Source organism: Mycobacterium attenuatum (genome assembly GCF_900566085.1).
In the GTDB taxonomy this organism is placed as follows: Bacteria; Actinomycetota; Actinomycetes; order Mycobacteriales; family Mycobacteriaceae; genus Mycobacterium; species Mycobacterium attenuatum.
Genome location: NZ_UPHT01000057.1, coordinates 1 through 22,848, shown reverse-complemented (window position 1 = coordinate 22,848; position 22,848 = coordinate 1). Strand labels below are relative to the sequence as shown.

Annotated in this window: 19 protein-coding genes and 1 pseudogene; 4 read left to right on the top strand and 16 right to left on the bottom strand. The window is 67.2% G+C overall.

The window, feature by feature from the left end; translation table 11 throughout:
• Positions 1-17 precede the first annotated feature (17 nt).
• The 7 genes from EET13_RS09765 to rimP all read right to left on the bottom strand — a co-directional run bounded on the left by EET13_RS09765 (position 18) and on the right by rimP (position 7,868).
• Complete coding sequence (locus EET13_RS09765; protein WP_122442101.1) at positions 18-1,340, bottom strand: MATE family efflux transporter; 1,323 nt, start codon at positions 1,338-1,340, stop codon at positions 18-20.
• Positions 1,341-1,346: 6 nt separating this feature from the next.
• Positions 1,347-2,360 (bottom strand): DHH family phosphoesterase, encoded by a 1,014-nt coding sequence (locus tag EET13_RS09760; protein WP_122442100.1) that lies wholly within the window; start codon positions 2,358-2,360, stop codon positions 1,347-1,349.
• Positions 2,335-2,832, bottom strand: a complete 498-nt coding sequence (rbfA, locus tag EET13_RS09755) for a 30S ribosome-binding factor RbfA (protein ID WP_122442099.1) — start codon at positions 2,830-2,832, stop codon at positions 2,335-2,337. The genes EET13_RS09760 and rbfA overlap by 26 nt, the downstream gene beginning before the upstream one ends.
• A gap of 74 nt (positions 2,833-2,906) precedes the next feature.
• Positions 2,907-5,774 (bottom strand): translation initiation factor IF-2, encoded by a 2,868-nt coding sequence (gene infB / locus EET13_RS09750; RefSeq protein ID WP_122442098.1) that lies wholly within the window; start codon positions 5,772-5,774, stop codon positions 2,907-2,909.
• Positions 5,775-5,862: 88 nt separating this feature from the next.
• Complete coding sequence (locus EET13_RS31310) at positions 5,863-6,093, bottom strand: YlxR family protein (protein ID WP_244603847.1); 231 nt, start codon at positions 6,091-6,093, stop codon at positions 5,863-5,865.
• Positions 6,094-6,273: 180 nt separating this feature from the next.
• Complete coding sequence (gene nusA, locus EET13_RS09740; RefSeq protein WP_122442097.1) at positions 6,274-7,338, bottom strand: transcription termination factor NusA; 1,065 nt, start codon at positions 7,336-7,338, stop codon at positions 6,274-6,276.
• Positions 7,335-7,868 (bottom strand): ribosome maturation factor RimP, encoded by a 534-nt coding sequence (rimP, locus tag EET13_RS09735; protein ID WP_122442165.1) that lies wholly within the window; start codon positions 7,866-7,868, stop codon positions 7,335-7,337. The genes nusA and rimP overlap by 4 nt, the downstream gene beginning before the upstream one ends.
• 227 nt (positions 7,869-8,095) lie before the next feature.
• On the opposite strand from rimP, the gene EET13_RS09730 reads away from it, so the two are divergent.
• Both EET13_RS09730 and EET13_RS09725 read left to right on the top strand, forming a co-directional pair.
• Complete coding sequence (locus EET13_RS09730) at positions 8,096-8,632, top strand: hypothetical protein (protein WP_122442096.1); 537 nt, start codon at positions 8,096-8,098, stop codon at positions 8,630-8,632.
• Positions 8,629-9,117 carry a ferritin-like domain-containing protein gene (locus EET13_RS09725; protein ID WP_122442095.1) on the top strand — a complete coding sequence of 163 codons (489 nt, stop codon included), beginning with the start codon at positions 8,629-8,631 and terminating at the stop codon, positions 9,115-9,117. The genes EET13_RS09730 and EET13_RS09725 overlap by 4 nt, the downstream gene beginning before the upstream one ends.
• On the opposite strand, the gene EET13_RS09720 is transcribed toward EET13_RS09725, so the two are convergent.
• Complete coding sequence (locus tag EET13_RS09720; RefSeq protein WP_122442094.1) at positions 9,118-10,866, bottom strand: proline--tRNA ligase; 1,749 nt, start codon at positions 10,864-10,866, stop codon at positions 9,118-9,120.
• Positions 10,867-11,179: 313 nt separating this feature from the next.
• Between EET13_RS09720 and EET13_RS09715 the strand changes: the two are divergent.
• Together EET13_RS09715 and EET13_RS09710 are read left to right on the top strand one after the other, a co-directional pair.
• A pseudogene (locus EET13_RS09715) lies at positions 11,180-11,860 on the top strand (transposase); the annotation flags it as partial.
• A gap of 139 nt (positions 11,861-11,999) precedes the next feature.
• Entirely contained in the window at positions 12,000-13,277 is a 1,278-nt protein-coding gene (locus tag EET13_RS09710; protein WP_122442093.1) for a sterol desaturase family protein, read from the top strand.
• A gap of 12 nt (positions 13,278-13,289) precedes the next feature.
• Here EET13_RS09710 and EET13_RS09705 read toward each other — a convergent pair whose 3' ends face one another.
• The 8 genes from EET13_RS09705 to EET13_RS09670 all read right to left on the bottom strand — a co-directional run bounded on the left by EET13_RS09705 (position 13,290) and on the right by EET13_RS09670 (position 22,815).
• Positions 13,290-14,882, bottom strand: a complete 1,593-nt coding sequence (locus EET13_RS09705; protein WP_122442092.1) for an MFS transporter — start codon at positions 14,880-14,882, stop codon at positions 13,290-13,292.
• A 22-nt stretch (positions 14,883-14,904) separates the two neighbouring features.
• Positions 14,905-16,140 (bottom strand): uroporphyrinogen-III C-methyltransferase, encoded by a 1,236-nt coding sequence (cobA, locus tag EET13_RS09700; RefSeq protein WP_122442091.1) that lies wholly within the window; start codon positions 16,138-16,140, stop codon positions 14,905-14,907.
• 132 nt (positions 16,141-16,272) lie between these two features.
• Entirely contained in the window at positions 16,273-17,640 is a 1,368-nt protein-coding gene (locus EET13_RS09695; protein WP_244603840.1) for a cobyrinic acid a,c-diamide synthase CobB, read from the bottom strand.
• 4 nt (positions 17,641-17,644) lie between these two features.
• Entirely contained in the window at positions 17,645-18,268 is a 624-nt protein-coding gene (cobO, locus tag EET13_RS09690) for a cob(I)yrinic acid a,c-diamide adenosyltransferase (protein ID WP_122442089.1), read from the bottom strand.
• Between the two features lie 33 nt (positions 18,269-18,301).
• Entirely contained in the window at positions 18,302-20,272 is a 1,971-nt protein-coding gene (locus tag EET13_RS09685) for a magnesium chelatase subunit D family protein (protein WP_122442088.1), read from the bottom strand.
• Positions 20,269-20,739 carry a GNAT family N-acetyltransferase gene (locus EET13_RS09680; protein ID WP_122442087.1) on the bottom strand — a complete coding sequence of 157 codons (471 nt, stop codon included), beginning with the start codon at positions 20,737-20,739 and terminating at the stop codon, positions 20,269-20,271. The genes EET13_RS09685 and EET13_RS09680 overlap by 4 nt, the downstream gene beginning before the upstream one ends.
• Positions 20,736-22,220, bottom strand: coding sequence for a malate dehydrogenase (quinone) (mqo, locus tag EET13_RS09675; protein WP_122442086.1), 1,485 nt, complete (start codon positions 22,218-22,220; stop codon positions 20,736-20,738). The genes EET13_RS09680 and mqo overlap by 4 nt, the downstream gene beginning before the upstream one ends.
• A 187-nt stretch (positions 22,221-22,407) precedes the next feature.
• Positions 22,408-22,815 carry a PPOX class F420-dependent oxidoreductase gene (locus EET13_RS09670; protein ID WP_122442085.1) on the bottom strand — a complete coding sequence of 136 codons (408 nt, stop codon included), beginning with the start codon at positions 22,813-22,815 and terminating at the stop codon, positions 22,408-22,410.
• Positions 22,816-22,848: the final 33 nt, after the last annotated feature.

The following is a 22,848-nucleotide window of genomic DNA, read 5'->3' as shown; positions in this document are numbered from 1 at the left end:
GGCGGCATTTCGGCGGGTCAGGTCGTTCCGGTCAGCGCCCACCGGCCGCTCATGGTCCGCCATCCGACGAAGAGCAGTCGCAGCACGATGAACATGGCCAGCCCCGACCAGATGCCCGCCAGGCCCCAGCCGTACATCAACGACAACCAGGTCAGCGGCAGAAAGCCGATCAGGGCGCTGACGACCGTGGCGGTGCGCATGAAGGCAGCGTCGCCGGCACCCAGCAACACCCCGTCGAGCGCGAAAACGATTCCGGCGAAGGGTAATTGGGCCACCAGAAACCACCACGGCACCGCTATCGCGGCAAGCACCGATCGATCATGGGTGAACAGCGCGGGCAATAGCGGCGCCCCCACCCCTAATGCAACGGCCAGCACGCCCGCCGCCAGCAGGGAAAACACCGTCACCCGCCAGGCCACCGACTTTGCGTGGACGACGTCACCCGCACCCAGCGCGGCACCGACCAGTGCCTGCGCCGCGATGGCCAACGAATCGAGAACCAGGGCAAGGAAACCCCACAATTGCAGCACCACCTGGTGCGCCGCCAGCGCGGCGGCGCCGAACCTCGCGGCCACCGCCGCAGCCGAGACGAAACATGCCTGGAAGGCCAGACCCCGCACGATCAGGTCGCGTGCCATGACCAGTTGTGCGCGCAACACCGGCCCATTGAGCCGCAACGGCACGCGCTCGGCCAGCAACGCGCCTCCAAACAGCAGCGCCGCCAGCCACTGACCAACCAGATTTGCCACTGCAGAACCGGATAACCCAAGCTTCGGCATGCCCAGCCAGCCGAAAACCAGCAGCGGGCACAGCAATGCCGACAACCCAAAACCCGCGATCACATAGCGCAGCGGGCGCACGGTGTCCTGCACCCCGCGCATCCAGCCGTTGCCGGCGAGCGAAACCAGAATCGCCGGCACCCCCAGGATCGCGATCCGCAGCCAGGGCAACGCCACCGCCGAGATCGCGCTACTACCCCCGATCGCCGACACCAGCGGCACCGCCGCGGCTTCCACCACCACGATGGTCGCCCCGCCCAAACCCGCCGCCAGCCAGGTCGCCTGCACGCCCTCGACTACCGCAGCGGCCCGATCGCCGGCACCGAACTGGCGCGCCGAGCGCGCGGTCGTGCCATACGACAGAAAGGTCGCCTGCGAACCGACCAAGCCAAGCACCAGGCTGCCGATCGCAAGTCCCGCCAGCGACAGTGCGCCCAGCCGGCCCACCACGGCGGTATCGAAGAGCAGGTACAACGGCTCGGCGGCCAGCACTCCCAGCGCAGGCAAGGCCAGCGCCGCGATCCGGCGGCCAGGTACGCGAGACCGTCCGCCGTCGCTCAACGACCGTTAGCCCAGAGCCGCGAGCAGCGACGTCACCGCATCGTCGATGGAGCCGCTCGTCGAATAGCCGGCTGCCAGCCGGTGGCCGCCGCCGCCGAACCGCGCGGCAACGGCCGTCAGATCAATATCGCGCTTGGCCCGCATCGATACCGACCACTGTCGTGGTTCGACCTCCTTCAACACCGCCGCCACCTCGGCCTGCTCGGTGGTGCGCACGATGTCGACAATGCTCTCTACTTCCTCCTGACGCGCCACGAGAAATTCGCGATTGTTGACGACCACGTAGACCAACCCCCGGCCATCGACCGCCGCGGGCACCAACCGCGCCGAACCCAGCACCCGCGACAGCATCGGCAACCATTCGAACGGGTGGGTGTCCATCAAGGTCCGGCTGACGGCGGCATTGTCCACGCCGATCTCGACCAGGCGCGCCGCCAGTCGATACCCGCGCGCGCTTGCCCACCGAAACGACCCCGTGTCCGTCGTCAATCCGGCATAGATGCACTGGGCAACGTCCGCCTCGATCGGCTTGCCCCAGACGTCGAGAAGGTCGGCGATCATCATCGTGGTCGAGTCTGCCGTCAGGTCGATGAAGTTCGCGGTGCCGAACGCATCGTTGGAAGCATGGTGGTCGATCACCAGCACATCTCGTCCGGGACCGGCCAGGTGACTTAGACGACCGAGCCGTCTGACACTGGGCACATCCACGGTCACCGCCAAATCGACATCGCGGCGCATCGCACCTGGGCTCACCAACAAGTGGCAGCCGGGCAAGGACGCCAGTGACTCCGGCAGCGTCGCCGGCGCCCCGAAACTCACCTCGACCTGCTTGCCGCACTTATCCAGTACCAGGGCCAGTGCCAATCCGGCACCGATGGCATCGGCGTCGGGATGGACGTGGGCGATCACCGCAACGCTGGCGGCGGCCGACAGCAGCTCGACGGCGCCCGCGGCGTCGACGTGCGCACCCGCACAGCTCGGCACCTCGGCCAGCTCAGTCCTTCGATCGGTCGTCGTCACCGGTGTCCCCAGCCTCGATCTGATCGCTAAGTCCCCCGGAAGCCCCGCCATTACGGTACGGGTCGGCGTCGCCGGCCGGCTTGGCGCCCTGCCGAACCCGCGCCAAGTCGGCGTCGGCGGCGCGGGCGCGTGCCAACAACTCCTCCATCCGATGCACGGTGTCGGAGGTGGTGTCGCGGGTGAAGCTCAAGGTGGGCGTGAATCGCACCCCGGTACCGGCTCCGACCTTCGCGCGCAGCACACCCTTGGCCCGGTCCAGGGCCGCCGCGGCGGCGTCGTAGTCCGGCTCGTCGTCCAGCGTGCGGCCCATCACCGTGTAGTACACCGTCGCGTCGTGCAGGTCGGCGGTCACCTTGGTGTCGGTGATGGTGACCCCCGCCAGCCCCGGATCCTTGATCTCGTACTCGATCGCGGAGGCGACGATGGTGGTGATCCGTTTGGCCAGTCGACGTGCGCGGGCCGGATCAGCCATCCGTCCGGCCCATCACGAGTGCACCGCCGCACCCCCGCGCGCGGGCGGTGCCCCCACTGCATCGTCGGCGCCGGTCACGAGCGTTCCTTCTGGACCAGCTCGTAGGACTCGATGACGTCGCCCTCCTTGATGTCGGAGTAGCCCAGCGTCAAACCGCATTCGAAGCCCTCGCGGACCTCTGTCACGTCGTCCTTCTCGCGGCGCAGCGACTGGATCGAGAGGTTCTCGGTGACCACGATGTTGTCCCGCAATAGCCGGGCCTTCGCGTTGCGTCGCACCACACCCGAGGTGATCATGCAGCCGGCGATGAGGCCGACCTTCGAGGACCGGAACAACGCCCGGATCTCGGCACGACCCAGCTCGACCTCTTCGTAGATCGGCTTGAGCATGCCGCGCAGGGCCTTCTCGATCTCATCGATCGCCTGATAGATGACCGAGTAGTAGCGGATCTCGACGCCTTCGCGGTTGGCCAGCTCCGTGGCCTTGCCCTCGGCGCGCACGTTGAAGCCGATGATGATCGCATCCGACGCCGACGCCAGGTTGACGTTGGTCTCGGTGATACCACCGACACCGCGGTCGATGACCCGCAGCGCCACCTCGTCGTCCACCTCGATACCCATCAGGGCCTCTTCCAACGCCTCGACGGTACCGGCGTTGTCGCCCTTGAGGATCAGGTTGAGCTGGCTGGTTTCCTTCAGCGCCGAGTCCAGGTCCTCCAGGCTGATCCGCTTACGGCTGCGCGCCGCCATGGCGTTGCGCTTGCGGGCGCTGCGCCGGTCGGCGATCTGGCGCGCGATGCGGTCTTCGTCGACGACCAGGAAGTTATCACCGGCCCCTGGCACCGAGGTGAAGCCGATGACCTGGACAGGACGCGACGGTAACGCCGCTTCGATGTCGTCGCCGTGTTCGTCGACCATCCGCCGGACCCGGCCGTAGGCGTCGCCGGCGACCACCGAGTCCCCGACCCGCAGCGTGCCGCGCTGCACCAGCACCGTGGCGACCGGCCCGCGACCGCGGTCCAGGTGCGCCTCGATGGCCACACCCTGGGCCTCCATGTCGGGGTTGGCGCGCAGATCCAGGGCGGCGTCGGCCGTCAGCAGCACCGCCTCCAACAACTGCTCGATGTTGGTGCCGTTCTTGGCCGAGATGTCGACGAACATGGTGTCGCCGCCGAAGTCCTCGGCCACCAGGCCGTACTCGGTGAGCTGTGCCCGGATCTTGGCCGGGTCGGCGCCCTCCTTGTCGATCTTGTTGACCGCCACCACGATCGGCACATCGGCGGCCTGCGCGTGGTTGATGGCCTCGACCGTCTGCGGCATCACGCCGTCGTCGGCCGCGACCACCAGAATGGCGATGTCGGTGGCCTTGGCACCGCGGGCACGCATGGCGGTGAACGCCTCGTGACCCGGGGTGTCGATGAAGGTGATCAGCCGCTCGCTGCCGTCGAGGTCGACACCTACCTGGTAGGCGCCGATGTGCTGGGTGATGCCGCCGGCCTCGCCCTCTCGGACGTTGGCCTTACGAATGGTGTCCAGCAGCCGAGTCTTACCGTGGTCGACGTGGCCCATCACGGTCACGACTGGCGGACGGGTCTGCAGATCGGCCTCGTCTCCGGTGTCCTCACCATAGGACAGGTCGAAGGATTCCAGCAGCTCGCGGTCCTCGTCCTCGGGGCTGACCACCTGGACGTTGTAATTCATCTCGCTGCCCAGCAGCTCGAGCGTTTCGTCGCCGACCGACTGGGTGGCGGTCACCATTTCGCCGAGGTTGAACAGCGCCTGGACCAGTGCGGCCGGGTTGGCGTCGATCTTTTCGGCGAAGTCGGACAGCGACGCGCCGCGGGCCAGCCGGATGGTTTCGCCGTTGCCGTGCGGCAACCGCACGCCGCCGACGACCGGGGCCTGCATCGAGTCGTATTCCTGGCGCTTCTGGCGCTTGGACTTGCGGCCACGCCGGGGTGCGCCGCCGGGACGACCGAAGGCGCCCGCGGCACCGCCGCGCTGTCCGGGACGACCACCGCCGCCACCGGGGCCGCCGCCGCCACCACCGGGACGGCCGCGGAATCCAGTCCCGGGTGCGGCACCGACGCCACCGCCTGAGCCGCGGTAGTTACCGCCGCCGCCATCCGGACGGCCGCCCGGACCCCCGGGCCGGCCGCCGCCGGGTCGGGGCGCGCCGGTGCGTGGTGGACGTGGCCCGCCGGCCGCGCCGCCGGGCCGCGGCGGCATGCTGCCGGGCGAAGCACCGGGACGCGGTGCCCCGGGACGCGGCGCGCCGGGCCGCGGCGCCTGCGGACGGGGAATGGGCCGGTCGGCGGGTTGCGCCGACGAGAACGGGTTGTTCCCGACGCGCGGGGTTCGGATACCGGGCTTGGGCGCCGGTCCCGGACGCGCGCCGGGAGCCATGCCGGGGTGAGGCGCCGGGGCGCTTGGCGGCTGACCCGGCGACGGTGCCGCCGGTTGCCCGGGTTGCGGGACCTTCGGAGGTGCAGGAGTCGCGGTAGCGGCCGGCGGACGGGGCGTGGCTCGGGTGGGCGCAGTCCCCGCGTTGCCCGCACCGGCGGCCTGTTCGGGTGCGACGGGGGTGGGCGCGCCGTTGCCGGCCGCCTTGGCAATCGCCTTGTCGAGGGCCTGGTCAAGTGACCGCTCTGCGGCTTTGCCGCCGTCGGTACCGGGCAGGTTGACCGCGGCTTTGGCCACACCACCAACGGGACCAGAATCGGGGCTTTTTTCGGGGCCTTTCGCCGTGCCGGTTGCGGGGCCCTTGCCCGGGGCGGGTTTGCCGCCACCGAACGATTCCCGCAGGCGGCGGGCGACGGGCGCCTCCACCGTCGATGACGCCGATTTCACGAATTCGCCCTGTTCACTCAGCCGGGCGAGCACTTCCTTGCTGGTAACACCGAGTTCCTTGGCCAACTCGTGTACGCGGGCCTTACCTGCCACTACATCTCCTGTCTATGAGGCGACGACAGTTGTAGGCCGCGCCTCGGGTTTAGCTATGACACATTGTCATCGGGACTTCACGGTGTGCTCATGTTCGTTGCTGCCCGTTCTGTTGCTCAGCGGAAGACCCGCTGATGTGTTCGACCACCGCTGACGTATCCGGTGAACCGGTGATGCGCAGCGCTCTGGTGAAAGCCCGCCGCCGAATTGCTTGTTGTATGCACTGCGGTTCGGGGTGCAGCCATGCACCCCGCCCCGGCAGCCTTCTGTTTGGGTCAACGATCACGGCGCAGTTGCCGTTCCCGGTCGACTCAGCCACCACTCGAAGCAGTTCGACGGCCAACTCTCGCTTCCGGCACCCGACGCACGTCCGCACCGGTCCGCAGGGACTGTCAGAGCATCTGTGCGCCCAGCTGGCTCGGGGGGCCGAAGGCTCGCGCTGGATCACGGCTAAGTCTAGCGTCACGAAACGGGCGGCCAGAACCACCCGGGGATGGCGTTATGGATCCGACGCCAACTGCGAGCGGTCATGTGCCATTCCGCGGCTGGCACCGTGTTCAGGCTGAGCGGCCGGGTGCCCAGGTGAATCGCCGCGGATGTCGATCCGCCATCCGGTGAGCCGAGCGGCCAGCCGCGCGTTCTGCCCCTCCTTGCCGATGGCCAGTGACAGCTGGAAGTCGGGCACCACCACGCGCGCGGCCCGGGCGTTCTGGTCGATCACCGACACCGAGACCACCTTCGCGGGCGACAACGCGTTGGCTACGAACCGCGCGGGATCCTCGTCGTAGTCGATGATGTCGATCTTCTCGCCGGATAGTTCGCTCATCACGTTGCGCACCCGCTGCCCCATCGGCCCGATGCAGGCGCCTTTGGCATTGAGCCCGGGGACGTTCGAGCGCACCGCGATCTTGGACCGATGACCGGCCTCCCGGGCCACTGCCACAATCTCCACCGAGCCGTCGGCAATCTCGGGAACTTCCAGGGAGAACAGCTTGCGCACCAGGTTCGGGTGCGTGCGCGACAACGTGATCAACGGTTCGCGGGCACCACGGGTCACGCCAACGACGTAGCAGCGCAGCCGGTTGCCGTGTTCGTACCTTTCGCCGGGGACCTGTTCGGCGGCCGGGATCACACCCTCGGAGGCCTTGGTCTCACTTCCCATCCGGACTACCACCAGGCCGCGGGCGTTTGCCCGGCTGTCGCGCTGGATCACCCCCGCCACGATCTCACCCTCCCGGGTCGAGAACTCGCCGTAGGTCCGCTCGTTCTCGGCGTCGCGGAATCGCTGCAACATCACTTGACGAGCTGTCGTCGCCGCGATGCGACCGAAACCCTCCGGGGTGTCATCCCATTCGCTGATGAGGTTTCCCTCGTCGTCGAGCTCGCGGGCGATCACCCGGACGACGCCGCTCTTACGGTCGATTTCGATGCGGGCGTCGTTCTGGTGACCTTGGGTGTGCCGGTAGGCGCTGAGCAGTGCGGATTTGATGGTTTCGAGCAATTCATTGACCGAGATGCCCCGGTCGACCTCGATCGCGTGCAGCGCGGCCATGTCGATGTTCATGATTCGGCCTCCGTACCAGCGGCCCCGCCCGCCGTCGCCAACTCGAGTTCGGCCCGAGCCGGCTGCGAAAACTCCACTTGGACAACAGCTTTCAGGACCTGTGTCAGCGGGATCTGGCGCACCGTCCAGTCCCGGCCCTGCCGGACCACCAGCGCCACCGTGTCGCCCATCAGCTCGCCGAGGCGGCCGGTCAACCGGGAGCCGTCGGACAATGCGAGCTCAACCTTGCGCCCGCGGGCGCGACGGAAATGCTTTTCGGTGGTCAGGGGGCGTTCGACACCGGGCGAGCTGACTTCGAGGACGTACCTGTCGCGAATGGTGTCCAGGCCGTCCAGCAAAGCCGAAGCGGAGCGCGACAGGGTAGCGATGGTGTCCAGGTCGAGTGCGGTGTCGCCGTCGGCGACCACCGTGATCCGCGGTGGGCGGGCGCCGGTGTCGATGACCACGTCTTCGATCTCGTAGCCGGCGCACGCAAACACGCCACCGAGTAGCTCGATCACCTGCGTCTGCGAAGGTAGCCCGGTGGTCACGGCGAGCTCCTCATCTTGAGTTGTCCGGACATCTGGCTGGTATCGCTGCCAGGGGCAGTTCCCCTCGTCCGCCGGCGCCCAATCGTCGGCGATCCACAGGGAACCAGCTACCAACGATACGCCAGGAATCGCCGATGCCCACGTGATCAGGCCGTAGAGGTCTGAGCTCTCCTGATCGGGCTCGTCCCTTGTCGTGGCCAGCTCGTCGGTGATGGCAGGATGTTGCTGTGCCCAGAGCAGTACCCGTCATCAACAGGCGGGGCGTGCTCGCCGGCGGTGCCGCTCTCGCTGCGCTCGGGGTGGTGGTGACCGCGTGCGGTGAGTCCGCCCCGAAGCCTCCCGCGGTCGACGAGCTTTTGTCGCCCTTGGAGCAGGCCCGACGCGACAGTGCGCTGGCTTCGGCCGCTGCTGCAGCGATCGGCAATCCGCCACAGATCGCTGCCGCGCTGACGGTAGTGGCCAGCCAGCGCGGCGCGCATGCCCGGGCACTGGCCACCGAGATCGCCCGGGCCGCGGGCAAGCTGGTATCGGCTACCAGCGACATAAGCAGCTCGAGTCCCAGCCCGAGCCCGACCGGCACGGAACCACCGCCACCGCCACCGCCGGTGTCGGACGTGGTGGATTCGCTGCGCAAGTCGGCCGAAGATGCCAGTCGCCTGGTGGCGACGGTCTCGGGCTACCGCGCTGGTCTGCTGGCCTCCATCGCGGCTTCGTGTACGGCGTCCTACATGGTTGCGCTGATGCCCGGGGGACCCTCGATATGACGTCCTCCGAGCCCAGCTTCGGGGCCAGCCCCAAGCGCTCCCCTGCGGGCAAAGACGCCGACACCGCGGCCCTGAGTGACGCCCTGGCCGTCGAACACGCGACCATCTACGGATACGGCATCGTGTCCGCAATGTCGCCGCCCAGCGTCAACGACTTGGTGGTCGAGGCATTGAACCAACACCGCCAGCGCCGTGACGATGTCATCGCCATGCTGGCCGCGCGTAAAGTCACCGCGCCGGTGGCTGCCGCGGGCTACCAGTTGCCCAGCGACGTGGGCAGCCCCGCCGATGCGGCGCGGCTGGCCGCGCGGATGGAGAACGACGGCGCAACGGCGTGGCGTGCGGTCGTCGAGCATGCCGAGACGGCAGATGACCGGGCTTTCGCGTCCACTGCTGTGACCCAAAGCGCGGTGCTGGCCGCCCGCTGGAACAAGGTGCTGGGCGCTTGGCCGATCACTTCGTCGTTTCCTGGCGGGAATGAATAGCTAACCGGTGATGGCAGCCGCAACATCGGTGGCCAGCGAGGCGCCGGCGGGCAGCTCACGGGTCTGACCGCTGAACCGGTCACGCAGCTCCACAACTCCGTCCGCCCAGCCGCGCCCCACCACGACGATCCAGGGCACTCCCAACAATTCGGCGTCCTTGAACTTGACGCCGGGCGAGGCTTGACGATCGTCGAGCAGCACCTCAACCCCAAGCTGATCCAGTTCGGTGGCCAGCGCGACGGCTCCGCTGCGTGCCTCGGCGTCCTTGTTGGCGATCACCAGGTGAACGCCGAACGGCGCGATCGCCGGCGGCCAGCGCAGGCCCAGCTGGTCGTGGTGCTGCTCGGCGACGACGGCGACCAGCCGCGACACCCCGATGCCATAGGAGCCCATGGTCAGCCGGACCGGCTTGCCGTCCTCGCCGAGCACGTCGGCGCTGAAGGCGTCGGTGTACTTGCGGCCGAGCTGGAAGATGTGGCCGATCTCGATGCCACGCGCCATGACCAGGGAACCCGCGCCGTCCGGAGAGGGATCACCTTCCCGCACCTCGGCGGCCTCGATGGTGCCGTCGGCGGTGAAATCACGGGCGGCCACCAGGCCGACCACGTGGCGGCCGGGTTCGTCCGCCCCCGTGATCCAGCTGCTGCCGTCGACCACGCGTGGGTCCACGAGGTAGCGAACATTATTGGCGCGCAATGCCTTTGGTCCGATGTAGCCCTTCACCAGAAACGGGTATTTGTCGAAGTCGCCGTCGTCGAGCAACGCGTATTCGGCGGGTTCCAGCGCCGCGCTCAATCTCTTGTCGTCGACCTCCCGGTCGCCGGGCACTCCGATGGCCAGCAGCTCCCAGTCTTTGCCGGGCTGGCGCACCTTGACCATGACGTTCTTCAGGGTGTCCGCGGCGGTTACCGTGCGGCCCAGGTCAGCCTGGTTCGCCCAGGCCACCAGGGTGGCGATGGTCGGGGTGTCGCCGGTGTCGTGAACCACTGCTTCCGGCAGCCCGTCGATCGGTCGGCTATCCGGACGCGCGGTGATGACGGCTTCGACGTTGGCGGCATAACCGGACTCCGGGCAGCGCACGAACGTATCCTCGCCGACCGGGCTTTCAGCCAGGAATTCTTCGGAGGCGCTGCCGCCCATGGCGCCGGAGACCGCCGAGACAATGACGTAGCGCACCTTGAGCCGGTCGAAGATTCGCTGGTAGGCCTCTCGATGGGCGTGGTAGGCGGCCTTCAGGCCGGCGCTGTCGATGTTGAAGGAATAGGAGTCCTTCATCAGGAATTCGCGGACCCGCAGGATGCCGGCGCGAGGACGGGCCTCGTCGCGGTATTTGTTCTGGATTTGATACAAGACCAGCGGAAAGTCCTTGTAGGAGTTGTATTCGCCCTTCACGGTCAGGGTGAACAGCTCCTCGTGTGTGGGCCCGAGCAGGTAGTCATTGCCGCGGCGGTCCTGCAGCCGGAAAACACCGTCGCCGTATTCGGTCCACCGGTTCGTGGTTTCGTAAGGCGCTCGTGGCAGCAGCGCCGGAAACAAGATCTCCTGCCCACCGATTGCGTTCATCTCTTCGCGGACCACGCGTTCGATGTTTCGCAGGACCTTCAAGCCCAGCGGCAGCCAGGTGTACAGTCCCGGCGCGATGGGCCGGACGTATCCGGCCCGGATCAGCAGTTTGTGGCTAGGCACTTCGGCGTCGGCGGGGTCGTCACGCAGGGTGCGCAGGAATAGCTGGGACATCCGGGTGATCACAGGCGGCAAGCCTAGCCGGGCGACGAGGCGGGCCGGCACGGCCCGCAGAGAAGCCCGGCAATCCCACCTAGCCGGGCGACGAGGCGGGCCGGCACGGCCCGCAGAGAAGCCCGGCAATCCCACCTAGCCGGGCGACGAGGCGGGCCGGCACGGCCCGCAGAGAAGCCCGGCAAGCGCCTTAATCACGGCGAGTGTGCTGTGGCGGCTTTCAATGTGAGCTCAGGGCTGGTCAGCGGCCCCGGCGGCCGCCGTGTCTGCAGTCTCGAAGCCGTAGGCGCACACTAATGGGTCTTGATCGGCCTGCCGTCGAACGGGTTTGTCCCCCACCCCCGATACGGGTGCCAAGTTGAGTCTGTCGACCATCCAGTCCGCGCTCAAACGCGGAGGCCGCCAACGCTATATCGCCAGCCGAGCCAAAAAGATTCAAGCCGCGCTGCGCTCACAACAGCTGACCGCCCCACCAACGGTGGCGACGGCATTCGCAGCCACCACCCGCGCTGCCGTGGCCATCATCGCCGAGCTGAATCGACAGATCACCAAGCTCGAAACCAGCTTGGCCGCCCATTTTGAGGCACACCCGGACGCCGACATCTACCGCTCCCTGCCAGGACTTGGTGTCGTACTCGGCGCCCGGGTGCTTGGTGAGTTCGGGGACGACCCGAATCGATACACCGACGCCAAGTCTCGCAAAAACTACGCCGGAACCTCACCCCTGACCGTCGCTCCCGACAAGAAATGCCGCGTCGTCGCCCGCTACATCCGCAACAGCCGCCTCTACGACGCCATCGACCAGTGGGCCTTCTGCGCCCTTTCCACCAGCCCGGACGCCCGCGCCTTCTACGATCAGCCCCCCATACGGTCTAAAGACAGCCACCACCAAGCCCTACGCGCCCTCGGCAACCGCCTCGTCGGCATCCTGCACGGCTGCCTCCGCCACCACGCCCTCTACGACGAAGACCGAGCCTGTGCCCACCGAACCCCCATCACCGCTTGACAACTTACAAACCTGGGATGTCTCGACGGCACGGCCCCACCGGATGCGCGACCGGCGCGCCCGCCCATAGCAGGTATGGGGGGTCGCGAACAGGGAGACATTCAGATATTCCTCAGCTGCGAGCGATACCTTGTCGCGCATGAGTACGGCGCTTACCAGGGCAGAGCCCGAATATCGGGACCGGCCCCTAGTGGCGGCTCTGGGCATTTTGTACTCGGCCGAACTGGTCGGGCTCGTTGGCGCCGTGACTATTGTCGGCACAGGAAGACATGAGCGTCTTGACCGCGGCGCAATGGTGCTTGAGGTTGTGCTCGTGGCGGCGGCTGCCATGACCGGCTGGCACGCGATCCGGCTGCTGCAGGGCGCGCGAGTGATGAAGGTGACCGGCATGGCGCTTCAATCGGCGATCCTGATCACCGCGATAGCGGTCGCCACCGTCCGACCGATCATTGGAGTTCCCGCCGTCATCGTGGCGGCCGGTGTGCTGGCCGGGTGGGGCAGGCTGTCCAGACTCGGGCGGCCGTTAGCCATAGCCGACCGCCCGACGCGCGCCGTGAGCGCAGCTACTCCCCCGTCGGTCGAAGTCGGGGCGCCGGGCGGGGTTAGACCCGGCGGCATTGCCTTGGTGCTGGTCACTTCGTTGCTGGTGCTCGTCGCACTCAGCGTGCGCAGTGAGATGGCGGTCAAGCTGGCGATCCTGGCGACGATCTTCATTCCCCTCGAGCGGCTGTTCGCACTTCACCCGCGGCAAGTGCTACGCCGTGGGTGGCGTACCGATGTGGTGCATTACCTGGTCAACGGGGCCGCGCGCAAAGTCGGTCTAGTCGGCGCCGTGGCGGTGGCCGGCACCGCCCTGCAGGCCCTGGTACCGGCGACCTTTCGCGCCGCGGTCGTCGGGAACCCGGGTTGGTTGCAAGTCGTTGCGGCCCTGGCCATTACCGCAGTGGGTGGCTACGCGGGGCATCGCGCCATGCACGAGGTCCCCGTGCTGTGGCGATTCCACCGCGTGCACCACAGTGTCCGCGAGATGGACTGGCTCGCGGCCGCCCACATGCATCCCCTCGACCAGATAGCCATACGCTCGGCCGCTGTGGTGCCGCTGTATGCGCTGGGCTTTGGTCGGGTCGGCCTGGGCGCGATCGTCATTCTGTTGACGCTGCAGGACATCTTCATCCATGCCAACTTAAGGCTGACCTGCAGGCCGCTGAGCTGGCTGATTGCCACTCCGCAGTTCCACCACTGGCACCACGCACGCCAGCCCCAGGCTTACAACTCCAACTACGCCGCGGAGTTCCCTCTCGTTGATGCGCTGTTCGGCACGCTGTACCTACCCGCCGACCGCTGGCCCGCCGAGTATGGCATCGACGACGACCAACCCGACGGCTATGTTCGCCAACTGGTGTGGCCGCTGCGCTGACACCCGGAAGAGTTACAACTCTCCGGCGTCCATGGCTTCCTTGACCTCCTGCGCATGGGCGACCTGCGCCGGGGTGTAGCCGATCAGCACCGCAGCCCCGCCGACGATGACGGCCGCTCCGGCGATCCACAGCAGGCCATAGGTGTAGCCATGGTCAAGCGCTGCCAACTGAGCGTCGTTCATGAACTTCACCGGACCGGTGGTACCACCGAGGTACAGCGTGCGCGAGGTGATCACGGCCTGAACCACGGCCAACACCAGCGGCCCGCCCAGGCTCTGCAGCATCAGCGTCATCGCGGACACCGGGCCGATCTGGTCGAAACCCACGCCGGCGATCGCCGACAGGGTCAGCGGAACTACCGCCATCCCGATGCCGACCCCGCCCACAACGATGGGCACCACCAGGTTGGGGAAGTAAGCCACGCCACGATGCATGAACAACCAGCCGTACAGCATGGCCAAGACCAGCAGGTATCCCCCGGCGATCGTGAGCACCCGCGGCGAAAACCGCGACACCAGCTGCGAGGAGATGCCCAGGCCGATACCCATTGCGATAACGAACGGGATGAATCCGACCCCGGCGCGCAGCGCGCTGTAGCCCAGGATGTCCTGCACGTACAGACCGATGCACACCGTCAGGGTGAACATGACACCGCCGGCCAGGAAGATCGCGATGAAGGTGACCAGCCGGTTGCGGTCACGGAACAGGTGGAACGGCACGACCGGGTTTTCAGCACTGCGCTCCACCACGATGAACGCGAGAGCAGCCGCCAGAGCCACCGCGCCGGAACCGATGGTGGTCACCGAGATCCAGCCTTTTTCCGGTCCCATCGAGAAGGCGAAGACGGCCGCGGTGCAGGCCAACGTGGCCAGCATGGCGCCGGTCGCGTCGAGCTTCATCCGCTCACGATTGGTTTCCCGCAGCGCGGTGCGGGCCAGGTAGATCATCACCAGACCGATCGGCACGTTCACCAGGAACGCCAGCCGCCACGAGACCTCGGTCAGGGCTCCGCCGACCACCAGGCCCATCACCGAACCGATAGCCGTCATCGCAGCGAACACCGCCGTGGCGGCGTTACGGGCTGGCCCCTTCGGGAACGTGGTGGCCACCAGCGCCAGACCGGTCGGCGAGGCGATGGCAGACCCGACGCCCTGGGACAGTCGCGCGACGACCATCGTGGCCTCGTCCCAGGCGACCGCGCACAGCACCGAGGAGATGGTGAACAGCGCGACGCCGACAATGAAGGTCCGTTTGCGCCCGATGGTGTCGCCGAGACGCCCACCGAGCAGCATCAGGCCGCCGAAGGTCAGCACGTAGGCGGTGATCACCCAGCTACGGCCGGCGTCGGACAGGCTGAGTTCGTTCTGGATCTTAGGAAGCGCGACGATGGCGACGGTGCTGTCCATGGTCGCCAAGAGCTGCATTCCACCGATCGCGATGACTGCGGCGATGAAGCGACGAGAGGGCAGCCAAGTCGGGTAATACCTGGTGATGCGCTGCGAGGCGGTCTCCGCCGAGCGCGCCGGGCGAGCCGACGCCGGACGCTCCTGCCGTCCGGACGTCCAATTGTGGGCAGCCCGCTCTGTGTCGTTGAGAGCCGTCATAACGGGTTACCTTACAGTAATCTTAAGAATTGTTTAAACCCCGAACGCTGCTGAGGCCCGCCACGGCCCCGATGACAACGATCGCCGGAGGTCGAATCCCCTCTGCGCGGACCTTTTCCGGCGTGTCGGCGAGGGTGGCCCGCAACGTGTGCTGAGCGGGCGTCGTTCCGTGCTGAACCACCACGACCGGCGTTTCCGCAGGTCGTCCGCCTTTCAAAAGGGCATCGACGAAAAGTTCGATCCGTTCCACGGCCATCAGCAAAACAATGGTGCCCGACAATGCTGCCAATGCATTCCAATTCACTAACGATTCGGGGTGACCGGGCGGGAGATGGCCGCTGACCACGACAAACTCGTGATTCGTGGCCCGATGCGTGACCGGAACGCCCGCGGAAGCAGGAACTGCTATGGCACTCGTCACACCTGGCACCACGGTCACCGGAATACCGGCTTCGGCGCATGCCAGTACCTCCTCGTAGCCCCGGGCGAACACGAACGGATCGCCGCCTTTCAGACGAACCACGAAGCTCCCCGATTTGGCTCGCTCGATCATGGCGGCGTGGATTGCGTCCTGGGCCATGGCCCGGCCATACGGGATCTTGGCGGCGTCGATAACTTCCACATGTGGTGGCAGTTCGGCGAGCAGCTCGGGTGGTGCCAGACGGTCGGCGATCACGACATCGGCGTGGGCAAGCAGGCGCCGGCCGCGGACAGTGATCAGTTCAGGATCGCCCGGGCCGCCACCGACCAGCGCTACCCCGCCGCGAATGATGTCGGAGCTTAAGGGGCTTTCCGGGCTTTCCGGGGTGATCAGCCCCGTCTGCAACGCCTCGCGAATCGCAGACCGGATGGCAGCCGAACGGCGGTGCTCGCCGCCGGCCAGCACGCCCACGGACAGCCCTGCATAGCTGAACGTCGCCGGGGTGACTGCACTTCCTTCGACGGCGATGTCGGCGCGGACACAAAAGATCTGCCGGCTGTCGGCCTCCGCGACGACGGTCGCATTGACCTCCGCGTCGTCGGTGGCCGCTATCGCATACCAGGCGCCTTCGAGGTCACCGTCACGGTATTCACGCAGCGACAATGTGATGCCTTCCATCGCCTCCACGGCGCGGGTGGCGCTACGGGAGATGACGTGCACGTCTGCGCCGCTCGAGATGAGAAGGGGCAGGCGGCGTTGGGCGACATTGCCCCCGCCGATCACTACCACCTTCTTGCCGGCCAGTCGCAATCCGACGAGGTAGGGGCTCTCGGTCACCCGCCAAGCTTAGTGGTGATCGCCAGCGCGGCGGAGCGCGACGCGGGTGTTGTCGAGCCGCGAATGTAACGCCACGGCGACTCCAGGCGCGAATTTTCGCCCTGGCGTACGTTCGCGGGCTAGTGCTCGCGGTTACGACAGAGTTGCGGCATGTGCTAGGAAGCGTGCCACCGCGCCGGGGTTGGCAGCCGGATGCGTGTGCAGATAAGACGCATGCACGCCAGCGTGCACGGCGCCGTCTCTTACAGCGTGCGTTTCATCGCCTCGGTAGGCCCAAGCCGGCTGGTAGTTATCGGTGAATGTGACCGTGGTGCGGTGGAATTCGTGTCCGGCAACTCGCTGGCCAACCGAAAACAGCGGTGAATCGGCGACCGCGACGGCGTCGCGGTATCCCAGTGTGAGGCGCTGCGTGAAGCGAGCGGAGCCGGCCAGCACGCCGCACATCGGGTATCCATCGAGTTCGGATACCAGATAAATCAGTCCGGCGCATTCGGCGTGTACGGGAGCCCCTGCGGCCGCCAAGTGCCGGAGCTGACCGCGGACCAGCTCATTGGCAGAGAGCTCCGCGGCGAATTGCTCGGGGAATCCACCCGGCAGCAGCACGGCGTTCGTTCCTTCGGGCAGCGATTGGCTGAGCGGGTCGAAGTCGACGACATCGGCGCCGGCCGCCCGCAACAACTCGGCATGTTCGGCGTAGGCGAAGCTAAAAGCCTTGCCCGCGGCCATCGCTACAGTGGGGCGCCTGCCCCGCGGCCCGCCGACGGCTGCCACCGGGTCCCAGGGAGGCGTGCCGACCCGGCTTGCGGCGGCCGCGGCCACTGCGGTCAAATCGACGTGCCGAGCGACCAACGCCGTCATCGCCTCGACCGCCAGCCGGGCCCGACGACCGTACTCGACAGCGGTGATGAGACCTAAATGCCTTGTTGGAAGCTCTAATTCAGCGCTTCTGGGGATGGCTCCGAGCACCGCGACACCGGCCTGTTCGCACGCCTGTCGTAGCACATGTTCGTGCCGGGCGGTCCCGACCCGGTTGAGGACCACGCCCGCGATTCGGGTGGCCGAGTCGAACGTGACGAAGCCGTGCACCAGCGCGGCGACGCTGTGGCTCTGGCCCCGTGCGTCGACCACCAGGAGTACGGGGGCTCCCAGCAAGCCTGCGACGTGCGCGGTGGACCCCGCCGCCGGGCCGCTGACCGCGCCACCGATGCGTCCGTCGAATAAGCCCATCACACCCTCGACCAGGGCAATGTCGGCGCCGACGGTGCCGTGCGCGTAGAGCGGGCCGATGAGCTGCTCCCCGACCAGTACCGGGTCCAGGTTGCGGCCGACCCGCCCAGCGGCCAGGGTGTGGTAGCCGGGGTCGATGAAGTCGGGACCGACCTTGAAGGGCGCAACGCGGTGACCGGCCCGGCGCAGCGCCCCCATCAAACCCGTTGCGATGGTGGTCTTTCCGCTGCCCGATGCGGGCGCGGCGATGACCAGGGCCGGTGTTGAGGTCACGGCCTCACCACTCGATGCCCTGCTGGCCCTTACGGCCCGCATCCATCGGGTGTTTGACCTTGGTCATCTCCGTCACCAAGTCGGCGGCCTCGATCAATTGCGGCGGTGCGTCACGTCCGGTGATCACGACGTGTTGGTGGCCGGGCCGTGTCCGCAAGACATTCACCACGTCGTCGACGTCAACCCACCCCCACTTCAGCGGGTAGGTGAACTCGTCCAGCACGTAAAACTGGTGGCGTTGCACCGCCAGGCGGTGCGCGATCTCGGCCCAGCCATCCGCCGCCGCTGCGGCGTGGTCGGAGTCGCTGCCGGCCTTGCGCGATGTACGCGTCCACGACCAGCCGCCGCCCATCTTGTGCCATTCAACGGCCCCGCCGATCCCGTGTTCGTCGTGCAACTGCCCGAGCTGACGGAACGCCGCCTCTTCGCCCACCCGCCATTTGGTACTCTTGACGAACTGAAATACGGCAACGTCGAGCCCAATGTTCCAGGCGCGCAATGCCATTCCAAAGGCTGCCGTCGATTTTCCCTTGCCCTCGCCGGTATGTACCGCCAGGACCGGCAAGTTACGCCGCGCTCTGGTGGTCAGACCGTCGTCGGGGACATAGGTCGGATTTCCCTGCGGCATAAGCGGTTGCCTTTCCAGCTTGTGGTCCCGGCTTTAGGCCACGCAACGAATGGCCCGCGCCAAGTGGTCGGCGTGCAGTTGCTCCAGGCGCACGGCCGGCGCACCGAGCTGGCGGGCCAGCTGAGCGGCCAATCCGAGTCGCACGTAAGACATTTCACAGTCCACGACCACGGCCGCCACGCCTTCGGCGGCCAGTCGAGTAGCCGCAATCCGGCTGCGGCCCAAGGGATCTGGTCCAGAAGTGGCGCGCCCATCGGTGAGCACCACCACCAAGGGGCGGCGAGCGAAGTCACGCGCCTTCTCCCGGATGACCAGCTCGCGCGCGGCCAGCAGACCTTCCGCGAGCGGAGTCTTGCCGCCGGTGTCGAACCCGGCCAGCCGCCGGCCCGCGATGTGCGCCGACGACGTGGGCGGCAGCAACACCCTGGCCTCGTGCTGTCGGAACGTGATGACCGCGACCTTGTCTCGCCGCTGATAGGCGTCGCGCAGCAGCGACATGGTGGCGCCGCTGACCGCGGCCATGCGATCGCGGGCGGCCATCGACCCGGAGGCGTCGACGACGAAGATCACCAGGTTGCCCTCGCGTCCCTCGCGGACCGCCCGGCGCACATCGTCCGGCTGCAGCCGCAATGGACCCGCCCCCGACGCATGCTCGGCGGCAGCCAACACGGTTGTGAACAGATGCAATCCATGCGCGCCGGTTTCGCTGGGGTCGGCCGCCGCGACCACACTGCCAGTTGAATTGCGGGCCCGCGACCGCCGGCCGGGAGCGCCTTCGCCGACGCCGGGAACAGTCAGCGCGCGGGTCCGAAAGATTTTCGACGGTGGCGCGCTGGGTTTCGGTGACGACCGCGAGCCCGGCGAAGCCGGGCTCGGCGGGTCGTCGCCCATCGAGTCCGGTGACGACCGCGAGCCCGGCGAAGCCGGGCGCGGCGGGTCGTCGCCCATCGAGTCCGGTGACGACCGCGAGCCCGGCGAAGCCGGGCTCGGCGGGTCGTCAGTTGAGTGGGGGTTGGGTTGGGGCGCCGGCTCTTCGGCTGCCTGACCGCCGCCGGGCGGGTCGGGCTCGGGATCCTGGTCGGAGCCCGCCCGCTGCAGCGCCTCGTTGAGCTGGTCACGGTCTATGCCGTGATCGTCGAAGGGGTCTCGGCGGCGGCGATGCGGCAACGCCAGTTCGGCGGCCACGCGAATGTCGTGTTCCTCCACGGTGGGCGCACCCCGCCAGGCGGCGTGGGCAGCGGCCGTTCGGGCCACCACCAGATCGGCTCGCATGCCGTCGACGTCGAAGGCCGCACATAGCGCGGCGATGCGCCGCAATTCCCTGTCCGGCAACACGACGTCATCCACGCGAGCACGCGCCGCGGCGATCTGGCGAGCCAGTTTCGCGTCGGCCTCCGCGTAGCGTTCGGCGAACCCGTCGGGATCGGCCTCGTAGGCCATCCGTTGCCGAATGACCTCCACGCGCACGTCGACGTCCCGCGACGCTTGTACGTCAACGGTGAGACCGAATCGGTCCAGCAGCTGCGGACGCAGTTCGCCCTCTTCGGGATTCATCGTGCCGATCAGGACGAAACGGGCCTCGTGCGAATGCGATATGCCGTCACGCTCGACATGTACCCGACCCATCGCGGCGGCGTCGAGCAATATGTCGACCAGATGGTCATGCAGCAGGTTGACTTCGTCGACGTAGAGCACTCCCCCATGAGCACGGGCCAGCAAGCCCGGCGAAAACGCGTGCTCACCGTCGCGCAGGACCCTTTGCAGATCCAGCGAACCCACCACGCGGTCCTCGGTGGCTCCCAACGGCATCTCGACCAGCCCGGCGTCGGCATGCCCGGTTGCCGCCGACAGCAACGCCGCAAGTCCGCGCACGGCCGTCGATTTCGCGGTGCCTTTCTCGCCGCGGACCAGTACCCCGCCGATCTGCGGGCGAACGGCGCACAACAGCAACGCAAGCCGCATGTGGTCGTGCCCGACGATCGCACTGAACGGATACGGCTTCACGAGTGGGCCGCCGGACCGGACGCGGGCCGAAGCATCGGCACATGTGGAATACCGTCGTCGATGAAATCGTCGCCGTCACGGACGAATCCGTGCTGAGCGTACATGTCGGCCAGATAGACCTGGGCGTCGATCCGGCATGGAAAGTCACCCACTTCGGCCAGCGCGGCGCGCAGCAGCCGGGTGGTGTGCCCCTGACCGCGGGCATCCCGCCGAGTGCACAGCCGACCGATGCGGAAGGTCTTCTCACCTCCGGCGTGTTCCTCCATCAGCCGCAGGGTGCAGATCACCTCACCCTCAGGGGTTTCCAGCCAGAAGTGCCTGGTCTCGGAGAGCAGGTCGCGGCCGTCCAGCTCGGGATACGGGCAGGCCTGTTCGACCACGAAGACTTCCACGCGCAGCTTGAGCAACTCGTATAGGGTCCGCGCGTCAAGGTCTTTCGACCACGCTCGGCGCAAGGCTTCGGTCATGCGGCGTCCAACTGCAGCGCCTTGGTGGTCCAGGACCACACTTCGTCGTACAGCGCGGGCTCCTGCGAGAGCTCGGCCCCCAGCGACGGCACCATCTCTTTGAGCGTGGGCAGCCACGACTGATACCGATGACCAAAGCAGCGCTGCAGGACCTCGAACATGATGGGCACTGCTGTCGAGGCTCCCGGCGAGCCTCCCAGCAGTCCGGCGATGCTGCCGTCGGCGGCGCCGACAAATGTGGTGTTGAACTCGAGCACCCCACCTTTGCGCTTGTCGCGCCGTATCACCTGCACCCGCTGACCGGCCACGGTCAGCTCCCAGTCCGAATCCCTTGCATTGGGTGCAAATTCACGTAGCACATCGACACGATCAGGCGTCGAGAGCCGCAGCTGGCCAATCAGGTAGTTCAGCAAGGTCAGTTCGGTGACGCCGACACCGAGCAGGGACAGCAGGTTGTTTCGCCGGATCGACCGGGGCAGGTCGCTGAAGTGGCCGTGTTTCAAGAACTTTGGCGACCAGCCCGGGTACGGCCCGAAAACCAGCCACGGCTTGCCGTTGACGAACCTCAGGTCCAGGTGCAGCGCCCCCAGCGGCGGCGCACCCGGCGAGGGCACCCCATAGACCTTGGCTCGGTGCGCGGCGGTGAGCGCGGGGTTGTCGCTGCGCAGGAAGCGGCCACCGATCGGAAAACCGGCGAAACCCCGGATCTCCCTCACCCCCGACTTCTGTAACAACGGCAACGCGTCTCCCCCGGCTCCGACGAAGACGAATTTCGCCTCCAGCGTGTGCTTTTCGCCGCTGCGACGGTTGTTGACGGTCAATGTCCAACCGCCATCGGACCGGCGATGAAGGTCGCGGACCTCGTGACCGAAAAGTGCGGTGCTGCCGTTGCGGACGCAATAGCCGATGAGCTGGCGCGACAATGCACCGAAGTCGACATCGGTGCCGTCGGGAGCCCAGCTGAGCGCGACCGGCTCTGAAAAGTCTCGTTTGGCGGCCATGAAGGGCAGCCGGGCGGCGAACTCATCCGGGTCGTCGATCAGTTCGGTGCGGGAGAACAACGGGTTGCCCGCCAGCGCATCACGCCGGCGCCGTAGGTAGTCGACGCCGTCGGCTCCGTGCACGAAACTGGCGTGCGGAACGGGATTGAGAAAGCCACGCACGTCGCTCAGCATGCCGTTTTCCGCGGCGTAGGCCCAGAACTGGCGGGTGACCTGGAATTGCTCGTTGATCAGGACCGCTTTGGTGATGTCGATGGCACCGCCGGGACTGGCTGGGGTGTAGTTCATTTCGCACAGCCCCGCATGCCCGGTGCCGGCATTGTTCCAGGGACTGCTGCTCTCGGCGGCGACGGCATCGAGCCTCTCGACGACGACGATCGACCAGTCCGGCTCCAGCCGCTTGAGCAACGCGCCCAGCGTGGCGCTCATGATGCCCGCGCCCACCAGCACGACATCAGCGGCCCTGGCTAGCCTTGCCACCGGATTGTTGGTCCTTCCCTCGGGTGTAATGGTCCCAAGGTTATCCCGGCGGCCGGGGTCGACGACTTCCCCTCCATCCGGCGACGATCCCTACCCGATGGTCTGGGCCGACCCATCGCGCTCTCGGGGTGAAAGTTACCGGCACGAGGCCGCATAACGTTCTGCGGGAATGCTCACCCAGCCGGCGTCAAACTTGCGTCACGTTGCGGGCCTGCAGAGCAGGTGACTCGCTGTCGAGTCCCCAAACCAGGATCCGCCGGGGATGGATCCGGATCATGGCACCGCCGGACCCCTCCTGGGCGCCATCGGCCGACAGCGCTTCGGCCCGCCCGCGGATCTCGATTCCTCGAGGGCGCCACGGATCAATGGAGGCGAGGTCATCGATGACAAACGACACTCGGGGATCGTTCTGGACGTTGCGAAGCTTGCGGCTACCGGCCATGGCTCGGCCACCGATGTCGATGGTGTTCAGCTCCGCGTTGTACTGGAAGCGGACCGGGCGTATCTGGGGGGAGCCTTTGGGCGCGAGCGTCGCAAGCCTGCCGAGCCGCTGGCTAGCCAGGTACTCGATCTCGACTTCGGTGAACACAGTCACAAGCGGTGATCCTCACCTGGGCGGGTTGGGGCG

Excerpts from the sequence above, each read along its gene's own strand:
- EET13_RS09680 (WP_122442087.1), bottom strand. The coding sequence starts at position 20,739 with ATGACCGAAGCCTTGCGCCGAGCGTGGTCGAAAGACCTTGACGCGCGG.
- EET13_RS09705 (WP_122442092.1), bottom strand. The coding sequence starts at position 14,882 with ATGACGGCTCTCAACGACACAGAGCGGGCTGCCCACAATTGGACGTCC.
- nusA (WP_122442097.1), bottom strand. The coding sequence starts at position 7,338 with ATGAACATCGACATGGCCGCGCTGCACGCGATCGAGGTCGACCGGGGC.
- EET13_RS09725 (WP_122442095.1), top strand. The coding sequence starts at position 8,629 with ATGACGTCCTCCGAGCCCAGCTTCGGGGCCAGCCCCAAGCGCTCCCCT.
- cobO (WP_122442089.1), bottom strand. The coding sequence starts at position 18,268 with ATGCCGCAGGGAAATCCGACCTATGTCCCCGACGACGGTCTGACCACC.
- rbfA (WP_122442099.1), bottom strand. The coding sequence starts at position 2,832 with ATGGCTGATCCGGCCCGCGCACGTCGACTGGCCAAACGGATCACCACC.
- EET13_RS09710 (WP_122442093.1), top strand. The coding sequence starts at position 12,000 with ATGAGTACGGCGCTTACCAGGGCAGAGCCCGAATATCGGGACCGGCCC.